Genomic DNA, 15,236 nt, shown 5'->3' on the forward strand with positions numbered 1-15,236 from the left:
TTGCCACCGGCGACCGATCACGGGACAATGCCGGGATTCTTTGGGACGGAAAGCGCGGAGGGCGGAAGAGCCCCCGCATAAGGAAAGTGGGATGCACCTCTACCGGAAGGCCATCGCGCCCGTGGGACCGCAGCGAGGCCTGAATCACGCCGGCCGTGTGGACGCCGCCCCGTTCGGGCGCTCCGAGGCGGGCGGCCCGGAGGTCTCCGCCTTCGTGCTCGATAACGGGCTCGACGTGGTGGTGGTGCCCGATCACCGGGCGCCGGTCGCCACGCACATGGTCTGGTACCGCAACGGCTCGGCCGATGATCCGATCCGCCAGTCCGGTATCGCCCACTTCCTCGAACACCTGATGTTCAAGGGCACCGAGCGGCACCCGGCCGGCGCCTTCTCGAAGGCGGTCTCGTCGCTCGGCGGCCAGGAGAACGCCTTCACCAGCTACGACTACACCGCCTATTTCCAGCGCGTCGCCCGCGACCACCTCTCGACGATGATGGCCTTCGAGGCCGACCGGATGAGCGGCCTCGTGCTCGACGACGCCGTGGTGGCGCCCGAGCGCGACGTGGTGCTGGAGGAGCGCCGGATGCGGGTCGAGACCGATCCGTCGGCGCAGCTCTCCGAGGCGATGTCCGCCTCGCTGTTCGTGCACCATCCCTACGGCATCCCGATCATCGGCTGGATGCACGAGATCGAAGAGCTGAACCGCACCCACGCCATCGACTATTACAAGCGCTTCTACACCCCCGAGAACGCGATCCTCGTGGTGGCCGGCGACGTGACGCCGGACGAGGTGCGGCGTCTGGCCGAGGATACCTACGGCCGGGTGACGCCGCAGGGCGCGCGGCCGCTGCGCACCCGCCCGCGCGAGCCGGAGCCGCGGGCGATGCGCCGGATCGCGGTGGCCGACCCGAAGGTCGAGCAGCCGACCCTGCAGCGCCTCTACCTCACCCCCTCCTGCATGACCGCCCGCGACGGCGAGGGCTACGCGCTCGAACTGCTCGCCGAGGTCGTCGGCGGCGGCTCGACCTCGTTCCTCTACCGCAAGCTGGTGCTGGAGATGGGCGTCGCGGTGAATGCCGGCGCTTGGTACATGGGCTCGGCGATGGATGACACGCGCTTTGCCGTCTACGCCGTGCCGGCCGAGGGCGTGACCCTGGAGGCCCTGGAAGAGCATATCGATCGCGTGCTGCGCCGCGTCCCCGAGGCGCTCGGCGCGGAGGCGATCGAGCGGGCCAAGATCCGGCTCATGGCCGAGACGGTCTATTCCTCCGATTCGCAGAGTTCGCTCGCGCGCATCTACGGCTCGGCGCTCGCCATCGGCGAGACCGTCGAGGAGGTGCGCCGCTGGCCGGTCGAGATCGAAGCGGTCACCCATGACCGGCTCGTCGCGGTCGCCGCCCGCTACCTCGTGCCCGCCCGCTCGGTGACCGGCTACCTGACCAAGGCGCGCGACCCGGACGTGGCGATCGCCTGAGACGGCCCTGATTCTTCGCGCCGCCCTCGATGGCGGCGCCGTTTGCGAAAAGACGCATTAAGGAACTTCCGATGAATCTCGCCGAGACCGGCACCCGCACCGCGACGTCGCCGACCCAGGCGTTGCCGCTCGCGGCCGCCCCCGGCATCGAGGCTTGGCACGTCGCCTCGCCGGTGGTGCCGATGATCGCGCTCTCCTTCACCTTCGAGGGCGGCGCGGCGCAGGATGCGGAGGGCAAGGCGGGCACCGCGCAGATGATGGCGCGGCTGCTCGACGAGGGCGCAGGCGATCTCGACTCGGATGCCTTCCAGGAGGCGCTCGCGGCCCGCGCGATCGAGCTGAGCTTCCACACCGGCCCCGATTCCATCGGCGGCTCGCTCAAGACGCTGCTCACGCATGCCGACGAGGCGATCCGTCTGTTGGCCCTGTCGCTGGCCGAGCCGCGCTTCGATCAGCCCTCGATCGAGCGCGTGCGGGCGCAGATGATCGCCAGCCTGCGCTACCAGCAGAACGATCCCGGGGTGCTGGCCTCCCGCCGCTACTTCCGCGAAGCCTTTCCGGGGCACGCCTACGGCCGCTCCTCGTCGGGCACGATCGAGACCCTGTCGGCGATCACCCGCGACGACTTGGTCGCCCTGCACCGGGCCGTGATCGGCCGCGGCAGCCTCAAGGTCGCGGCTGTGGGCGCCTTCGACGAGGCGACGATCACCGGCATGATCGCCCGCGCCTTCGGCGCTCTGCCGGAAGCCGGCCCGCTCAAAGCCATTCCGCCGACCGCGATCAACGAACTTGGCCGCCGCATCGTGGTCGATCTCGACGTGCCGCAATCGGTGATCCGCTTCGGCATGCCGGGCGTGGCGTGGCGCGACCCCGACTTCATCCCGGCCTATGTGCTGAACCACATCCTGGGCGGCGGCGCCTTCACCTCGCGCCTGTTCCAGGAGGTGCGCGAGAAGCGCGGCCTGGCCTATTCGGTCGGCACTTCGCTGACCTCGCACCGCGCGGTCGCCATGACCTGGGGCTACACCGCCACCAAGAACGAGCGCGTCGTCGAGGCCCTCGACGTGATCGGTGACGAGATCCAGCGCCTCATCACCGGCGGCCCCTCCGATGAGGAGCTGCAGAAGGCCAAGGACTACCTCACCGGCTCCTACGCGCTCGGCTTCGACACCTCGACCAAGATCGCCAACCAACTGGTGCAGATCGCCTTCGAGGGGCTCGGCATGGACTACATCGCCCGTCGCAACGACCTCGTGGCGAGCGTGACCCAGGCCGACATCCGCCGGGCCGGCGCCCGCACCCTCGGCGACGGCAAGATGCTGGTCGTCGCCGCGGGGCGGCCCACGGGGCTGTAGGCGCCCTCGCACCAATTCCATCACGGCCGGGGCCGGCACGCGGAGACGCGTCGCCGGCCTTTTTATTGAGCGGAGAGCGCTTCAGTGTGTACCTTTGTGTATAAGCCGATTGCGTGCTGTCGGGCGCGCTGATATTTCTGAAGTTCGATCCGGAGAGGTCGACAATGGGAGGCTTGGGACAGCGGGAAAGCGGGCTGTCGGAGACCTCTCGTGTCGAATCGCGACAAGGAAACGCGCAGCCTCATAGTCCGACTGCGCGATGATGGCTGGATCGTTGCCCGGAAGGGGCCGGGTGATCATGTCCAGTACAAACATCCCGCGAAGCCCGGCCGGGTGACGCTGGATACCGGGCGCCGCGAGCAGGCGCTGGGGACGCTCCGCAGCATCTACCGGCAGGCGGGGTGGGACTGGTGAGAGCGGGGCTGTTTCGAAGAGCACGAGAGAGAAGCCGATGACGCGGGTCGTCATGCTGATTCACGGCGAAGCCGGCAATTACGGCGCGTCTTTCCCGGATTTTCCCGGTGCGACGACGGGCGCCGACGATCTCGATGAGCTCTACCGGAAGGCCGCCGAGATGCTGGCTTTCCATGTCGGCGGCTTGGTGGAGGATGGCGAACCGGTGCCGCGGGCCCGTTCGCTCGAAGAACTGCGCGGCGACCCCGTTTTCATCGAGGAAAGCCGGGACGCGATGATCGGCCTGATCGAGGTCGATCTCCCGGGGCGTGCCGTGCGGGTGAACATCTCGGTCGAGGAGAGTCTGCTCAAGCGTATCGACCGCGCGGCCGAGGCCGCCGGCGAGAGCCGATCCGGCTTCCTCGCGCAGGCCGCGAAGGCGCGCCTGACGTCCATGGTGGCCTGAACCGCACCCTGCGCCTTGGGCTCGCGCCCAAAACCCCTATCTGGTGGAGGCCGAACCCGCTCCCCGCGCGAGGCCTCAAGCGATGCAGCTCACCGGACTCCACCACGTCACCGCCATCACGGCGCAGGCGGCCGACAACCTCGCCTTCTACACCCGCGTGCTGGGGCTCCGGCTCGTGAAGAAGACCGTCAACCAGGACGACGTCTCGGCCTACCACCTCTTCTATGCCGACGGCCGTGCCTCGCCCGGCACCGACATCACCTTCTTCGACTGGCCGGCGCCCGCCGAACGGCGCGGCACCGACAGCATCTCACGCACGCTGCTGCGCGTCGGCGGAGCGGCAAGCTTCGACTGGTGGCGCGAGCATCTTGCCCGCCAGGGGGTGAACCACCATCCGGCGATCGAGCGGGACGGGCGCCTCACCCTCGACTTCGAGGACGGCGAGGGCCAGCGCCTCAGCCTCGTGGATGATGGCGGCGTGGGGCCAGCCCATCCCTGGGCGGGCAGCCCGGTGCCGCCCGAGCACCAGATCCGGGGCCTTGGGCCGATCCGCCTCACGGTCTCGCAGCCGGAGCGCACCGAAGCGGTGCTGACGCAGATCCTCGGCTTCCGCCGCGCCCGGACTTTCGAGCTGCCCGAGGGCGAGGTGACGGTGTTCGAGACCGGCGAGGGCGGTCCCGCCGCGGAGGTCCAGCTTCTCAAGGACACGGGGGCTCCGGCCCGCCAGGGCGCGGGTGCCGTCCATCACGTCGCCTTCCGCATCCCGGATGCCGATTACGACGCCTGGGCCGACCGGCTCAAGCAGCGCCGCGTCCCCTCCAGCGGTCCCGTGGATCGCTACTACTTCCGCAGCCTGTATTTCCGCGAGCCGAACGGCATCCTGTTCGAGATCGCCACCGACGGGCCTGGCTTCGCCACCGACGAGACGATGGAATCACTCGGCGAGCGTCTCGCGCTGCCGCCCTTCCTCGAACCGCGCCGGGCGGAGATCGAGGCGGGCTTGAAGCCGCTGTAAGCCCCTCCGGCGATGCGCTCCTGCGGGGGCAGGCATGCGCCGGATTCAAGAACAGTTCCAGGCAAAGTCACATTCCAACCGCTGTGGCAGCGCTGCGTCTTGACGCGGATGCTGCGACTGCGAGAAGAGCCCCGTTTCGACGCTTCCAGAATCGGGAAACCCGCGGCCGATGAGCAAGTACAACGAGGAGCGCGTCCTCTCCGTCCACCACTGGACCGACACGCTCTTCTCCTTCCGCACGACGCGCGATCCCTCGTTCCGCTTCCGCAACGGCGAGTTCACGATGATCGGCATCGAGGTCGAGGGCCGGCCGCTGCTGCGCGCGTATTCGGTGGTCTCGGCCAATTACGAGGAGGAGCTGGAGTTCTTCTCGATCAAGGTGCCGAACGGCCCGCTCACGAGCAAGCTCCAGCACCTCAAGGTCGGCGACCCGATCATGATCGGCAAGAAGCCGACCGGCACGCTGGTGCTCGACAACCTCCTGCCCGGCAAGAACCTCTACCTGCTCGGCACCGGCACGGGGCTCGCCCCCTTCCTGTCGATCATCAAGGATCCGGAGACCTACGACCGCTTCGAGAAGGTCGTGCTCGTCCACGGCTGCCGTCAGGTGCAGGAACTGGCCTATGGCGAGACCATCACCGAGACCCTGCCGAAGCACGAGTTCCTCGGCGAGATGATCGCCAACCAGCTGATCTACTACCCGACGGTCACCCGCGAGCCGTTCCGCAACCGCGGCCGGATCACCGACCTGATGACCTCGGGCAAGCTGTTCGAGGATATCGGCCTGCCGAACATGTCGATCGAGAACGACCGCTTCATGCTCTGCGGCTCGCCGGAGATGATCAAGGATACCCGCGAGATGCTGACGGGCCTCGGTTACGAGGAGGGCAACCACGGCGAGGCGGCCCACTACGTGATCGAGAAGGCCTTCGTCGAGAAGTAGCGCTCGAGCGCTTTCCGACGAAGTGGGTTCCGGTTCGTAGAAAGAAAGCGCGACACAACAAAAGGATAGTGGCGTGATCCGGCCCAACGTGGTCGGGCATGGCTCTAGCGGAGCGACCGGCCGCGGTCGCTCCGACTCACGCCTTCATCCTGAGCTGCGAAGCCGCCCCCAAGGGGGTTCCGGACATCGCGCGAGAACCAAGTGATCCTTCGAGGCCCGCTGTCGCGGGCACCTCAGGATGAGGGCGCGGGTGGGACCACGCCGTTTTCGTAATCGAGCGATCCGCACGCCATGTCCCTGCCCGCCCTGTTCGTTGTCGGCGCCGGCACCGAGATCGGCAAGACCTACACCACCGCCGCTCTCGTCCGCCGGCTGCGCGGCCAGGGCCGGCGGGTACGGGCGCTGAAGCCGCTCGCCAGCGGCGTTCCCCCGCTCGACCATCCCGACTTTACAGAGAGTGACACCGGGCGCCTGCTCGCGGCGCAGGGGCTCGCGATCACGTCCGAGACGGTCGCGGCCTGCTCGCCCTGGCGTTTCATCGCGCCGCTCGCGCCCGACCTCGCCGCCGCCCGCGAGGGGCGCAGCCTCGCGCTGCCTGAGCTTGTGGCGTGGTGCGGCGCGCGTCTGGCCGAGGCCGGTGACGGTGAGACCGTGGTGATCGAGGGCGTCGGCGGCCTGATGAGCCCGATCACCGAGGACGCGACCGGCCTCGACTGGCTGAAATCACAAGGAATTCCGGCGCTGCTCGTGTCCGGCAGCTATCTCGGCGCGATCAGTCACGCGCTGACGGCGGTCGAGACGCTGCGGGCGCACACCATCCCGCTCGTCGGAATCGTGGTCAGCGAGAGCGAGGGCGCGCCGACCTCTGTCGAGACGGTGGCCGGGCAGATCGCGCGGCACGCGCGCGCGCCGGTCGGCTGCCTGGGCCGGGGAGGGGATTTTCCGCAAAACCTCCCCGGGATTGCCTGAGGCGATTTACCGGCCGGAGCCGCCGCGCTCCTTCGGCGCCTTCGGCTCGCGGGATTCCTGGATCTCCTCGGCCTTCTCCTCGTCGGTGTCGCTGCTGCGCTTGATCGTGTCGTCGGGCTTGGCGGCCAGACCCTTCACGATGGCGACGAGGCGCTTGCACTCGTCCGGGAAGCCGTAGGATTCGAGCACGATCGCCGCATCGCGCAGCGTCCGCAGGTCGCGCACGATTTGGGCGTTCTTGGTTTCCTGAAGCTCCTTCTTTGCCGCGATCGTCGGTTCGAGCCCGGTATCCTCGACATTGCACTCGGCTCGGGCGGCCGGCATCGCGGCGAGTATTAGGAAGGCGCAGGCGATCAGGCGACGCATGTCACGTCTCGTATGGGTTGAGGGCGGGGAAACTCAGCTGCGGTGGCGCAGCAGGTCGTTGGTGACGGCCACGAGCTGCGCGGCGCGGTAGGGCTTGGGCATGAACACCGATTCGTTCACCGCCTCGGCGGCGGAGAGGCCGTCGCGGCCACCAGAGGTGTAGACCACCGGCAGGCGCGGCAGGCTGCGCCGGGCGCTGCGGGCGAGCGCGATGCCGTTCGTGTTGCGGGCCAGATCGATATCGGTGAAGAGCAGGTCCACGTGCTCGCGCGACAGGATCGCCTCCGCCTCCTCCGCATCGGCGGCGGTCAGCACCCGGTAGCCTTCGTCGAGCAGCGCCTCGGCGGCCAGCTCGCAGACGAAGGACTCGTCCTCGACCACGAGGATCGTGTCGGCGTGGCGCGCCAGAGAGAACGGCGGCAGGGCAGCGGGGATGCAGGCGAAGGGGATCATGGCAGAACTCCAACTCACCCGTGCTCGGACAACAGCCGAGCTTGCGGATCGCCGGACCAACGGGGCCGTGAAGGGCCTCGTTCACCGTGATTGCTTCGATTTGCGCGCATTTGGTAACCGATCGGTTAACCTTGACGGTACGGTGCAGGAACTGTTTTCAGTCGCGCCTGACGCGATGACACCCCTAAGCCCTTGTCGGATGAGCCCGTCTTTCGCCCCCGCACCCGCCTGCCGTTCGAAGAGCGCCTTAACGATCGTGCCGACCCCGTGACTCGACCCTGGCAGATCGGCTTCGGCGTCGTGCTCACGGCGCTCGCCGGATTCGTGGACGCGCTCGGCTTCATCCGGCTCGGCGGCCTCTACACTTCGCTCATGAGCGGGAACACGACGCAGCTCGCCGTCGCGCTGGGCCATGGGGAGCCGCTCGGCGCCGTGCTGCCGGCCCTGCTGATCGGCGCCTTCCTCGTCGGCGCGGTCTCGGGGGGCGCCATCGCCGCCCTGTGCCCGCCGCGCTGGGTCACGCCCGCGGTGCTCGGCCTGGAAGCCGTCGCCCTGACGGCGGCGGTCGCCCTGGCGGCCGAGCACGCCCATGTCGGCGTGGCCTCGCTGTTCCTGGCGCTCGCCATGGGCGGGCAGAACGCGGTGCTCGCCCATGTTCAGGGCTTTCGCGCCGGCACCACCTTCGTCACGGGCGCGCTGTTCGCGTTCGGGCAGAAGGCGGCGCTGGCGCTTGCCGGCAGGGGACCGCGGCTGGGCTGGGTCGGCGACGGCTCGGTCTGGCTCTCGCTCTTGGTCGGGGCGGTTGCGGGCACGCTCGCCCATGCGCATCTCGGAATCGCGGCCCTGGCGATTCCCGCCGGCGTGGCGGCCGGGCTATGCCTTGCCGCGACCCTGTTCACTCTCGTGTACCGGCGCGCGCCGGTGACGCTGACCAAGATCTGAAGGAAGACCCCTCCGGCATGAGCGCCTCCGCTCCCTCCCTTACCGACCACGTCGCGGATATCGCGGCCGGCGCCCATGTCACCGCCGCCCACTGGCTCAAGGGGACGTTGGCGCTGGCGCTTGCCGATGGCGGCGTGTTGCTGGCCCGCGACGGCGCGACCGAGACCGTGGCGGCTCATCCCGACAGCGGCATCCTCGTGGCGGCCAGCGACGGCGCCCGGCTCGTGAGCGGGGGCGACGACGGCCGCGTGGTCGCGACGGCGGCGGACGGCCGGTCGAGCGAGTTGGCGCAGGCCAAGGGCGGCTGGATCGACGCGCTGGCGCTCCACGGCGACGGCTCGTTCGCCTTCGCCTCAGGCCGCGCGATCGTCGCCCGCGACGCCAAGGGCCGCGAAAAAACCCTCACGGCGCCCACCACGGGCCGCGGCCTCGCCTTCGCGCCGAAGGGCTACCGGCTGGCGGTGGCCCACTACAACGGCGTCAGCCTCTGGTACCCGAACCTCGAAACGCCGCCCGAATTCATCGAGTGGAAGGGCTCGCATCTCGACGTGACGTGGTCGCCCGACGGCCGCTTCGTCGTCTCGACCATGCAGGAGAACGCGCTGCACGGCTGGCGCCTCCAGCCCGACCGCGGCCACATGCGGATGTCGGGCTATCCCGCAAAGGTGCGTTCGCTCTCGTGGTCGTCGGACGGCAAGTGGCTCGCCACCAGCGGCGCCGAGGCCGCCATCGTCTGGCCGTTCGACTCGAAGGAGGGCCCCACCGGCAAGGCGCCACGGGAATGCGGCGTGCGGCCGGCGCGGGTCTCGCAGGTCGCCTTCCATCCGAAGGCGCCGGTTCTGGCGATCGGCTACGAGGATGGCTGCGTGCTGCTGGTGCGCTTTTCCGACGCTTCGGAGCTGCTGGTGCGCCCGGCGGTGAAGGGCAGCGCGATCTCGGCGCTCGCCTGGGACCCGGCCGGCGCCCGCCTCGCCTTCGGCTGCGCCGACGGGCAGGCCGGCCTGCTCACCCTGCCGGCCTGACGCCCGCGCCGTGGCCCTGTTCGGACGCGCCCCGAAGCCCGACGCCGCCGCCCGGCGGCGGGTGGAGGCGTGGCTGCGGAAGGCGGGCGGTTACGGCCCGGAGACGGCGATGAGCGTGAGCGAGATCGTCTGCACCGATCCGGCCTGTCCCGGCACCGAGACCGTGGTCCTGCTGTTCCCGCCGGGCGAGAAGACGCGGGCGGTGAAGATCGCCGGGGCGCTCGACGCCCTCAGCGAGGCGGATGTTGCGGCCGCCCTCGGCCAAGATTGAACCGCGGCCCTCCCCGGCGCCGCGGATCGCCCTACAAACCGGGGTGCCCCCGCGAAGGAAGTTTTGATGTTCCGTGTCGTCCGAACGCTCGGCCTTGCCTTCGGACTGCTCGCGGCGGTCATCGCCGCGCAGGCGCCGGAATTCGCCCAGCAATACACCCAGCGCCTCGGCGGGGCCCTGGACGAGCTGCGCCGCGCCATCGCTTCCCTCGATGCCGACGCCCAGGCCACGGGCCGCAGCCGGGACGAGGCGCTGGCGCTGCTGCGGACCAACCCGGACGCCTTTATCGCCCGGCGCGGCGAATCGGCCCGGGCCGATGTCGAGCGGCTGAAGCGGCTGGAGGCGCAGAAGCTCGCCCTCGACACGGCGGCGAGCCCGCTCGGGCGCCTCAGCGTCATGGCCCGTGACCCCGACATGAGCATCGCCCGCGCCACCTATCGCGACTATCAGCCGGCGGTGCCGACCACGGCGGACGGCCTCGTCGCCGGCCTGCTCGGCTTCCTCGCCGCCTGGGGCGGCTGGCGCGTCACCAGCGATGTCGGTCGCCATCTCGCCCGCCGTCGGCGCCGCCCGCGGCCGCAAACCACGCCAGTTTGATGCAAATCCGGCATTGATACAGGGGAGGAGGTGTTGCAGCGCCTCTACAGCCCGGCCCACCCGCCTGCACTAGGTGTAGGCTAAGCGCCCGCACTCCGCAGGGGCGCCGGATCCGGTCCTCCCTCGATTATGCCGCGTCCCCCGACCACGACCGTTGATCCCGCCCTCGACGCGGCGGCCCTGCTGCGCCGTATCGGCTTCTTCGGCCTGTTCGTGGTGCTGCCGGTGGCCGCACAGGTCTCGCGCCGTGCCACCGTGGTGCTCGCGCCCATTGCCGTCGTCCTGCTGATCACCGCCAGCGCCATCGACCAGCATCAGCGCGCCGTCGGTCCGGCCCTGAAGCGGCTGCTGACCGCGCCGTCCTTCCTGGCCGGCATGCTGGTGGTATTCTGGTCGGGGCTGTCGCTGGTCTGGACGCCGTTTCCCGGGCCCGCGAGCGAGCGGCTGGCCAACCTCGTCGCCATCGTGGTGATGACGCTGCTGGCCTATCTCGCGCTGCCCGACCGGATGCGGTCGGCCAACCTCTACCTGCTGCCGCTCGGCGTCGGCGCGGCGGCCATCGTCGCGATCCTGATCAACCTCGTCGGCGACGCGATGCTCAAGGACAACCCGGACGGCGACAGCGCCCTGGAGCGCGGCGCGGTTCTGCTGGCGCTGCTGGCCTGGCCCGCCGTGGCGTGGCTTCGCTCGCGCCGTCGCGACCTGGGCTCGCTCGTCGTGATCGTGCTGGTCGCGGGCGCGCTGCTGCTCGCGCCGGGCGTGACCGCGCTGTTCGCGCTGGCCATCGGGGCACTCGTCTTTGCGCTGACGCATTGGCGCCTGGCGCTCGGCGTGCGCGTCACCGCGCTTACCGCCGCCGGCCTGCTCGTGGCCGCGCCGCTGCTGCCGTTCCTCGCGCGTCCCATCGGCATCGCCCTGTTCGGCCCCGTGGCACCCGGCGTGCTGGCGCTCAAGGCGTGGCAGAAGGTCGTCACCCTGGAGCCGGTGCGGCTCGTGACCGGCCACGGCCTCGAAACGGCCCTGCGCGGAAAGATCTTCGGCATCCTGCCGATCAATGCGCCGACCACGATGCTGTTCGAGTTCTGGTACGAACTCGGCATCGTCGGCGCCTTCGCTGCGGCCTTCGCCCTCTACGGTGCGATCCACCGCGCCGGCCGCGACGCCACGGTGCTGGCGCCCTGCGCCATGGCGGCCTTCGCGACCGCGTTTGCCATCGGCTGCGTCGGAGTCGGCCTCACCACGATCTGGTGGCTCACCACGCTCGCCCTGGCGATCCTCACCTTCGTAGCGATCGAGCGTGGGCAGTTCCGCTCCCGCCGGCCCAAGGTCGGGCTGATCCCGCGCCTGCCCGCGCGGGGCTGAAGCCTCAGGCGTCCGACGTCTCGATCGCGTCGGCCACCGCCTCGATGCCGGCCATGTCGTCGTCGGAGAGGCCGAAATGGTGGCCGATCTCGTGGACGAGGACGTGGGTGACGAGGTGGCCCAGCGTCTCGTCGTGCTCGGCCCAGTAATCGAGCAGCGGCCGGCGATAGAGCCAGACGGCGTTGGGCATCTGCCCCGTGGCGACCTCGCCCGCCTGCGCCAGCCCGATGCCGCGGAACAGGCCGAGCAGGTCGAACTCCGACTCGCACCCCATCTCGGTCAGGGTCTCGTCGTCGGGGAAGTCGTCGATGTGGATTCGCACGCCCGCGCAGAGCGCCCGGAATTCCTCCGGCAGGGCGGCGAAGGCGGCCTCGGCCAGAGCCTCGATCTCGGCCAGACTCGGAGCCTTGATCTCGGCCCAGTGGCCCGCGGTCGGCTCACTCACGGCGCGGCAGGCTCGGGCGGGACGACCGGCAGCACGCAGCGCACCAGGAAGGCCGCCAGATCGCTGGTGATGTGGTCGATATGCGGCTCCTGCACCGCCTCCTGCTCGAACAGTTCGCGGAACGGATCGGGCGTCGGCGGCACCACCAGCACGGTCGCCATGCCGAGGTCGTGCGGCACCACGAGGTTGCGGGCGATGTCCTCGAACAGGGCCGAGCGCCGGGGATCGACCCCGTGGCGCAGAAGGAAGCGCTCGTAGGTGCCGCGATCGGGCTTGGGGATGAAGTCGGCGTCGGCGATGTCGAACACGTCCTCGAAATGGTCGAGGATGCCGAGCTTGCCCGCGACCGATTCCGCGTGGCGGCGCGATCCGTTGGTGAGGATTAGCTTGCGCCCCGGCAGATGCTCGATCGCGGTCCCGAGCGCTTCGTCGAGCTTGATCGTCGAGTGGTCGATGTCGTGGGCGAAGTCGAGGAAGTCGTGCGGATCGACCCCTTCCTCCACCATCAGCGCCTTCAGGGTGGTGCCGTAGCGGTGGTAGAAATGCTTCTGCAGGGCGCGCGCCGAGATCGCGTCGAGCCCGTAGAGCCGCATGACGTAGAGCGTGATCCGCTCGTCCACCTGCGGCCAGACCCGCGCGTCGCTCGGGTAGAGCGTGTTGTCGAGATCGAACACCCAGGTATCGACGTGGGAGAACCCGCGGGCGTCGGAGGTGGTGAAGTGACTCTCGCCGGGAAGAAGCAAGGGGAGGGTGACGCTTGAAAGGAGAAACGGGACGGGGATGCCCCGTCCCGTATGTAGGGAGTTGAAAGCCGCTGGGAAGCGCTGCCGTCAGCTGCGCCGGATCAGAGTGCCCGCGCCGAAATCGGTGAACAGCTCGAGCAGCGCCGCGTGCGGGACCTTGCCGTTGAGGATGACCACCGCCTCGACGCCCTGTTCGAGGGCGTAGATGCAGGTCTCGACCTTCGGGATCATGCCGCCGGTGATGGTGCCGTCGGCGATCAGGTGGCGGCAATCCTCGACCGAGAGCTCCTGAATCAGGTTCTTGTCCTTGTCGAGCACGCCGGGCACGTCGGTGAGCAGCAACAGGCGCTTGGCCCGCAGCGCACCCGCGATGGCGCCGGCGAAGGTGTCGGCGTTGACGTTGTAGGTCTTGCCGTCCTCGCCATAGGCCACGGGAGCGAGGACCGGGATCAGCTCGGCCTTCAGCACCGCATCGAGTACGCCGCGCTCGACATGCTCCGGCTCGCCGACGAGGCCGAGGTCGATCGCCTGCTCGATGTTGCTGTCGGGATCCTTGATCGTCCGCATCGCCCGCTTGGCGCGGACCATGTTGCCGTCCTTGCCGCACAGGCCGATCGCCCGGCCGCCCTCGGCGGCGATCCAGCCGACGATCTGCTTGTTGATCGAGCCGGCCAGAACCATCTCGACCACCTCGACGGTGGCCTCGTCGGTGACGCGCAACCCGCCGCGGAACTCCGATTCGATGCCGAGCCGGGCCAGCATCTTGCCGATCTGCGGCCCGCCGCCATGCACGACGATCGGCTTCAGGCCGGATTGTTCGAGCAGCACGATATCTTCGGCGAAGTCCTCCGCCGCCGCCGGGTCGCCCATGGCGTGGCCGCCATACTTGATGACGACGATTTCCTGATCGTAGCGCTGCATGTGCGGCAGCGCCTGGGTCAGGATCTCGGCGCGCACATGCACGTTCGGCAGCGGATCGGTCATCGCGGTCGTCCTGGCTCTCTCTCGAGTCGGAGGCGGATTCGGCAGGCTTCTAGCGCAGGCTTTGTGCAGAGCGAAGAGTCCGCGTGCTCGCGATCCCGCGATGGGTGCCATGCGAAGAGCGTTGTCAGGCCATCCGACCGGCGCCGGCCCGTCGGATGCCGGCGGCCACCCCACGGGGCGATGCTCTAGCGACGCTTCGTGTCACTCTTGAAACGCCGCCTGGCCGATCGCGGGATCGAGGGTCGGAGACGGTGAAACTCAAGTCTGGCGGGCAAAACCGGCTATGTGTGGTCGTTCGGCTCTCTTCAGATCTTCGTCTCAGCTGATTTCAGCGGGATGCTTAAACGGCGGTTAACCATCGCGATCAATCATGCCCTGGTTGAACGAAGGGGGCCGACCATGCTGAGTGCCGATCTGGCGATGCCGCGTCCGAGTCTGACGCATCCCGGCCTGCTGGCCCGCATCGTCGAGCGCCTCGGCCAGGGTGCGGGCTCGTCCGCCGATATCTGGCGCCAGCTCACCGACAACTACGCGGTCGATCTCGACGCCGTGGCCGCGCTCCTGCCCTGCGCCGAGCCCGAGCCGCTCTGGCTCACGGCCCGCGCCCAAGCTCGCAAGCGCTGAGTCCGCAAGCGCCGATTTCCTTCAGCCGATCACCCGCAGGCTGTCGCCCGTCCGCAGCACGCCGCCGGCCAGAACCTCGGCGTAGACGCCGCAATCGGTGTGGCCGACACCTTGCATGAGGGTCCTCGGGATCGACAGATCGCGCTGGCCCGTCAGCGGATCGACATTGGTGGCCGCGCAGCGCTCGGTTCGGCTCGAGATCTTCAGCCGGACGTCGCCCGCTTCCAGCACCCGGCCGACCATGTCGAGTTCGGCCCAAGGCTCCAGCCCGTCGAGATAGAGGTTGCCGCGGAAGCGCAGGGGATCGACCGGGGCGCCCGCGAGATCCTCGGTTGCCGCCACGCTCGCACGGTTGATGAGCGAGACGTAGCCTGTGCGCGAATCGGTGAAGCGGTAGCCGGGCGGCGCCGTCAGCACCCGCGGCGCGCCGCGCAGTTCCTGCGGCAGGAAGCCCTTCATGAACTCGGCGAGCGCTTCGCGCCCCTCCACCGTGCTCAGATCCGCATCCACCGCCTGCACCCCGTTCTCCTCGACCGTGAGGCGGTGCGTGGCGTCGTCGAACCGGGTGCGCAGCCGGGCCAGCGCCTCGTTGCGCATCAACATCAGGTAGGCGATCTTCGGCAGGTGGCGCGGCACGGTCTCGTTGAAGCCGGAGGGGCCGTTCTCGATGGCGTAGAGCCGGTCGCCGGGAAAGTAGCCGCTGGTTTCCAGTTCGGCCGTCTCTACGGCCTCGGGCGAGAGGCCTTTGACCGGATAGCGGTAGAGGGCGGCAATGCGGAGGGCAGGGCTCTGGCTCATCTCCACTCGCTAAG

General features: G+C 69.3%; 19 protein-coding genes. 13 read left to right on the forward strand and 6 right to left on the reverse strand.

Annotated features, from left to right (window positions below; translation table 11 throughout):
* Positions 1–91: 91 nt before the first annotated feature.
* The 7 genes from OVA30_RS07925 (at position 92) to bioD (ending at position 6,615) form a co-directional block, all read left to right on the forward strand.
* Positions 92–1,474 carry a M16 family metallopeptidase gene (locus OVA30_RS07925; protein ID WP_268175122.1) on the forward strand — a complete coding sequence of 461 codons (1,383 nt, stop codon included), beginning with the start codon at positions 92–94 and terminating at the stop codon, positions 1,472–1,474.
* Between the two features lie 71 nt (positions 1,475–1,545).
* On the forward strand, positions 1,546–2,829 hold the full coding sequence (locus tag OVA30_RS07930; RefSeq protein WP_268175123.1) for a M16 family metallopeptidase: 1,284 nt from the start codon (positions 1,546–1,548) through the stop codon (positions 2,827–2,829).
* Between the two features lie 210 nt (positions 2,830–3,039).
* Positions 3,040–3,243 (forward strand): type II toxin-antitoxin system HicA family toxin, encoded by a 204-nt coding sequence (locus OVA30_RS07935; protein ID WP_268175124.1) that lies wholly within the window; start codon positions 3,040–3,042, stop codon positions 3,241–3,243.
* A 37-nt stretch (positions 3,244–3,280) separates the two neighbouring features.
* Entirely contained in the window at positions 3,281–3,688 is a 408-nt protein-coding gene (locus OVA30_RS07940) for a type II toxin-antitoxin system HicB family antitoxin (protein ID WP_268175125.1), read from the forward strand.
* A gap of 82 nt (positions 3,689–3,770) precedes the next feature.
* Positions 3,771–4,703 carry a ring-cleaving dioxygenase gene (locus tag OVA30_RS07945; protein ID WP_056152494.1) on the forward strand — a complete coding sequence of 311 codons (933 nt, stop codon included), beginning with the start codon at positions 3,771–3,773 and terminating at the stop codon, positions 4,701–4,703.
* A gap of 169 nt (positions 4,704–4,872) precedes the next feature.
* Complete coding sequence (locus OVA30_RS07950; protein ID WP_003599169.1) at positions 4,873–5,646, forward strand: ferredoxin--NADP reductase; 774 nt, start codon at positions 4,873–4,875, stop codon at positions 5,644–5,646.
* Positions 5,647–5,937: 291 nt separating this feature from the next.
* A complete protein-coding gene (gene bioD, locus OVA30_RS07955; protein ID WP_268175126.1) occupies positions 5,938–6,615 on the forward strand; it encodes a dethiobiotin synthase in 678 nt (225 codons plus the stop codon).
* Positions 6,616–6,621: 6 nt separating this feature from the next.
* Here the strand turns inward: bioD and OVA30_RS07960 are convergent, their stop codons facing one another.
* Together OVA30_RS07960 and OVA30_RS07965 are read right to left on the reverse strand one after the other, a co-directional pair.
* Entirely contained in the window at positions 6,622–6,981 is a 360-nt protein-coding gene (locus OVA30_RS07960; RefSeq protein ID WP_268175127.1) for a photosystem reaction center subunit H, read from the reverse strand.
* A gap of 33 nt (positions 6,982–7,014) precedes the next feature.
* The gene (locus OVA30_RS07965) at positions 7,015–7,434 is read right to left on the reverse strand and encodes a response regulator (RefSeq protein ID WP_268175128.1); all 420 of its coding nucleotides are present in this window, start codon (positions 7,432–7,434) and stop codon (positions 7,015–7,017) included.
* A 267-nt stretch (positions 7,435–7,701) separates the two neighbouring features.
* On the opposite strand from OVA30_RS07965, the gene OVA30_RS07970 reads away from it, so the two are divergent.
* The 5 genes from OVA30_RS07970 to OVA30_RS07990 all read left to right on the forward strand — a co-directional run bounded on the left by OVA30_RS07970 (position 7,702) and on the right by OVA30_RS07990 (position 11,628).
* A complete protein-coding gene (locus OVA30_RS07970) occupies positions 7,702–8,376 on the forward strand; it encodes a YoaK family protein (RefSeq protein WP_015822797.1) in 675 nt (224 codons plus the stop codon).
* 17 nt (positions 8,377–8,393) lie between these two features.
* Positions 8,394–9,398, forward strand: coding sequence for a WD40 repeat domain-containing protein (locus OVA30_RS07975; protein WP_268175129.1), 1,005 nt, complete (start codon positions 8,394–8,396; stop codon positions 9,396–9,398).
* Between the two features lie 10 nt (positions 9,399–9,408).
* Positions 9,409–9,669, forward strand: a complete 261-nt coding sequence (locus OVA30_RS07980) for a hypothetical protein (protein WP_060769846.1) — start codon at positions 9,409–9,411, stop codon at positions 9,667–9,669.
* Between the two features lie 66 nt (positions 9,670–9,735).
* Positions 9,736–10,266: a DUF2937 family protein gene (locus OVA30_RS07985; RefSeq protein ID WP_012253775.1), complete on the forward strand. Its 531-nt coding sequence runs from the start codon at positions 9,736–9,738 to the stop codon at positions 10,264–10,266.
* Between the two features lie 129 nt (positions 10,267–10,395).
* On the forward strand, positions 10,396–11,628 hold the full coding sequence (locus tag OVA30_RS07990) for a hypothetical protein (protein WP_056460786.1): 1,233 nt from the start codon (positions 10,396–10,398) through the stop codon (positions 11,626–11,628).
* Between the two features lie 4 nt (positions 11,629–11,632).
* On the opposite strand, the gene OVA30_RS07995 is transcribed toward OVA30_RS07990, so the two are convergent.
* The 3 genes from OVA30_RS07995 to argB form a co-directional block, all read right to left on the reverse strand.
* On the reverse strand, positions 11,633–12,073 hold the full coding sequence (locus OVA30_RS07995; protein ID WP_268175130.1) for a metallopeptidase family protein: 441 nt from the start codon (positions 12,071–12,073) through the stop codon (positions 11,633–11,635).
* Entirely contained in the window at positions 12,070–12,816 is a 747-nt protein-coding gene (locus tag OVA30_RS08000) for a pyrimidine 5'-nucleotidase (protein ID WP_003605285.1), read from the reverse strand. Before OVA30_RS08000 ends, OVA30_RS07995 begins: the two co-directional genes overlap by 4 nt.
* 87 nt (positions 12,817–12,903) lie before the next feature.
* Positions 12,904–13,800, reverse strand: a complete 897-nt coding sequence (gene argB, locus OVA30_RS08005) for an acetylglutamate kinase (RefSeq protein ID WP_268175131.1) — start codon at positions 13,798–13,800, stop codon at positions 12,904–12,906.
* Positions 13,801–14,199: 399 nt separating this feature from the next.
* On the opposite strand from argB, the gene OVA30_RS08010 reads away from it, so the two are divergent.
* Complete coding sequence (locus tag OVA30_RS08010; RefSeq protein ID WP_012253778.1) at positions 14,200–14,424, forward strand: hypothetical protein; 225 nt, start codon at positions 14,200–14,202, stop codon at positions 14,422–14,424.
* Positions 14,425–14,445: 21 nt separating this feature from the next.
* Here OVA30_RS08010 and OVA30_RS08015 read toward each other — a convergent pair whose 3' ends face one another.
* Positions 14,446–15,222 carry an MOSC domain-containing protein gene (locus OVA30_RS08015; protein ID WP_268175132.1) on the reverse strand — a complete coding sequence of 259 codons (777 nt, stop codon included), beginning with the start codon at positions 15,220–15,222 and terminating at the stop codon, positions 14,446–14,448.
* Positions 15,223–15,236: the final 14 nt, after the last annotated feature.

This window comes from Methylorubrum sp. SL192 (assembly GCF_026672325.1).
Classification (GTDB): domain Bacteria; phylum Pseudomonadota; class Alphaproteobacteria; order Rhizobiales; family Beijerinckiaceae; genus Methylobacterium; species Methylobacterium extorquens.

Coding starts and splice junctions, on each gene's coding strand:
- OVA30_RS07925 (WP_268175122.1), top strand. CDS start 92: ATGCACCTCTACCGGAAGGCCATCGCGCCCGTGGGACCGCAGCGAGGC.
- OVA30_RS07930 (WP_268175123.1), top strand. CDS start 1,546: ATGAATCTCGCCGAGACCGGCACCCGCACCGCGACGTCGCCGACCCAG.
- OVA30_RS07940 (WP_268175125.1), top strand. CDS start 3,281: ATGACGCGGGTCGTCATGCTGATTCACGGCGAAGCCGGCAATTACGGC.
- OVA30_RS07945 (WP_056152494.1), top strand. CDS start 3,771: ATGCAGCTCACCGGACTCCACCACGTCACCGCCATCACGGCGCAGGCG.
- OVA30_RS07950 (WP_003599169.1), top strand. CDS start 4,873: ATGAGCAAGTACAACGAGGAGCGCGTCCTCTCCGTCCACCACTGGACC.
- bioD (WP_268175126.1), top strand. CDS start 5,938: ATGTCCCTGCCCGCCCTGTTCGTTGTCGGCGCCGGCACCGAGATCGGC.
- OVA30_RS07960 (WP_268175127.1), bottom strand. CDS start 6,981: ATGCGTCGCCTGATCGCCTGCGCCTTCCTAATACTCGCCGCGATGCCG.
- OVA30_RS07965 (WP_268175128.1), bottom strand. CDS start 7,434: ATGATCCCCTTCGCCTGCATCCCCGCTGCCCTGCCGCCGTTCTCTCTG.
- OVA30_RS07975 (WP_268175129.1), top strand. CDS start 8,394: ATGAGCGCCTCCGCTCCCTCCCTTACCGACCACGTCGCGGATATCGCG.
- OVA30_RS07985 (WP_012253775.1), top strand. CDS start 9,736: ATGTTCCGTGTCGTCCGAACGCTCGGCCTTGCCTTCGGACTGCTCGCG.
- OVA30_RS07990 (WP_056460786.1), top strand. CDS start 10,396: ATGCCGCGTCCCCCGACCACGACCGTTGATCCCGCCCTCGACGCGGCG.
- argB (WP_268175131.1), bottom strand. CDS start 13,800: ATGACCGATCCGCTGCCGAACGTGCATGTGCGCGCCGAGATCCTGACC.
- OVA30_RS08010 (WP_012253778.1), top strand. CDS start 14,200: ATGCTGAGTGCCGATCTGGCGATGCCGCGTCCGAGTCTGACGCATCCC.
- OVA30_RS08015 (WP_268175132.1), bottom strand. CDS start 15,222: ATGAGCCAGAGCCCTGCCCTCCGCATTGCCGCCCTCTACCGCTATCCG.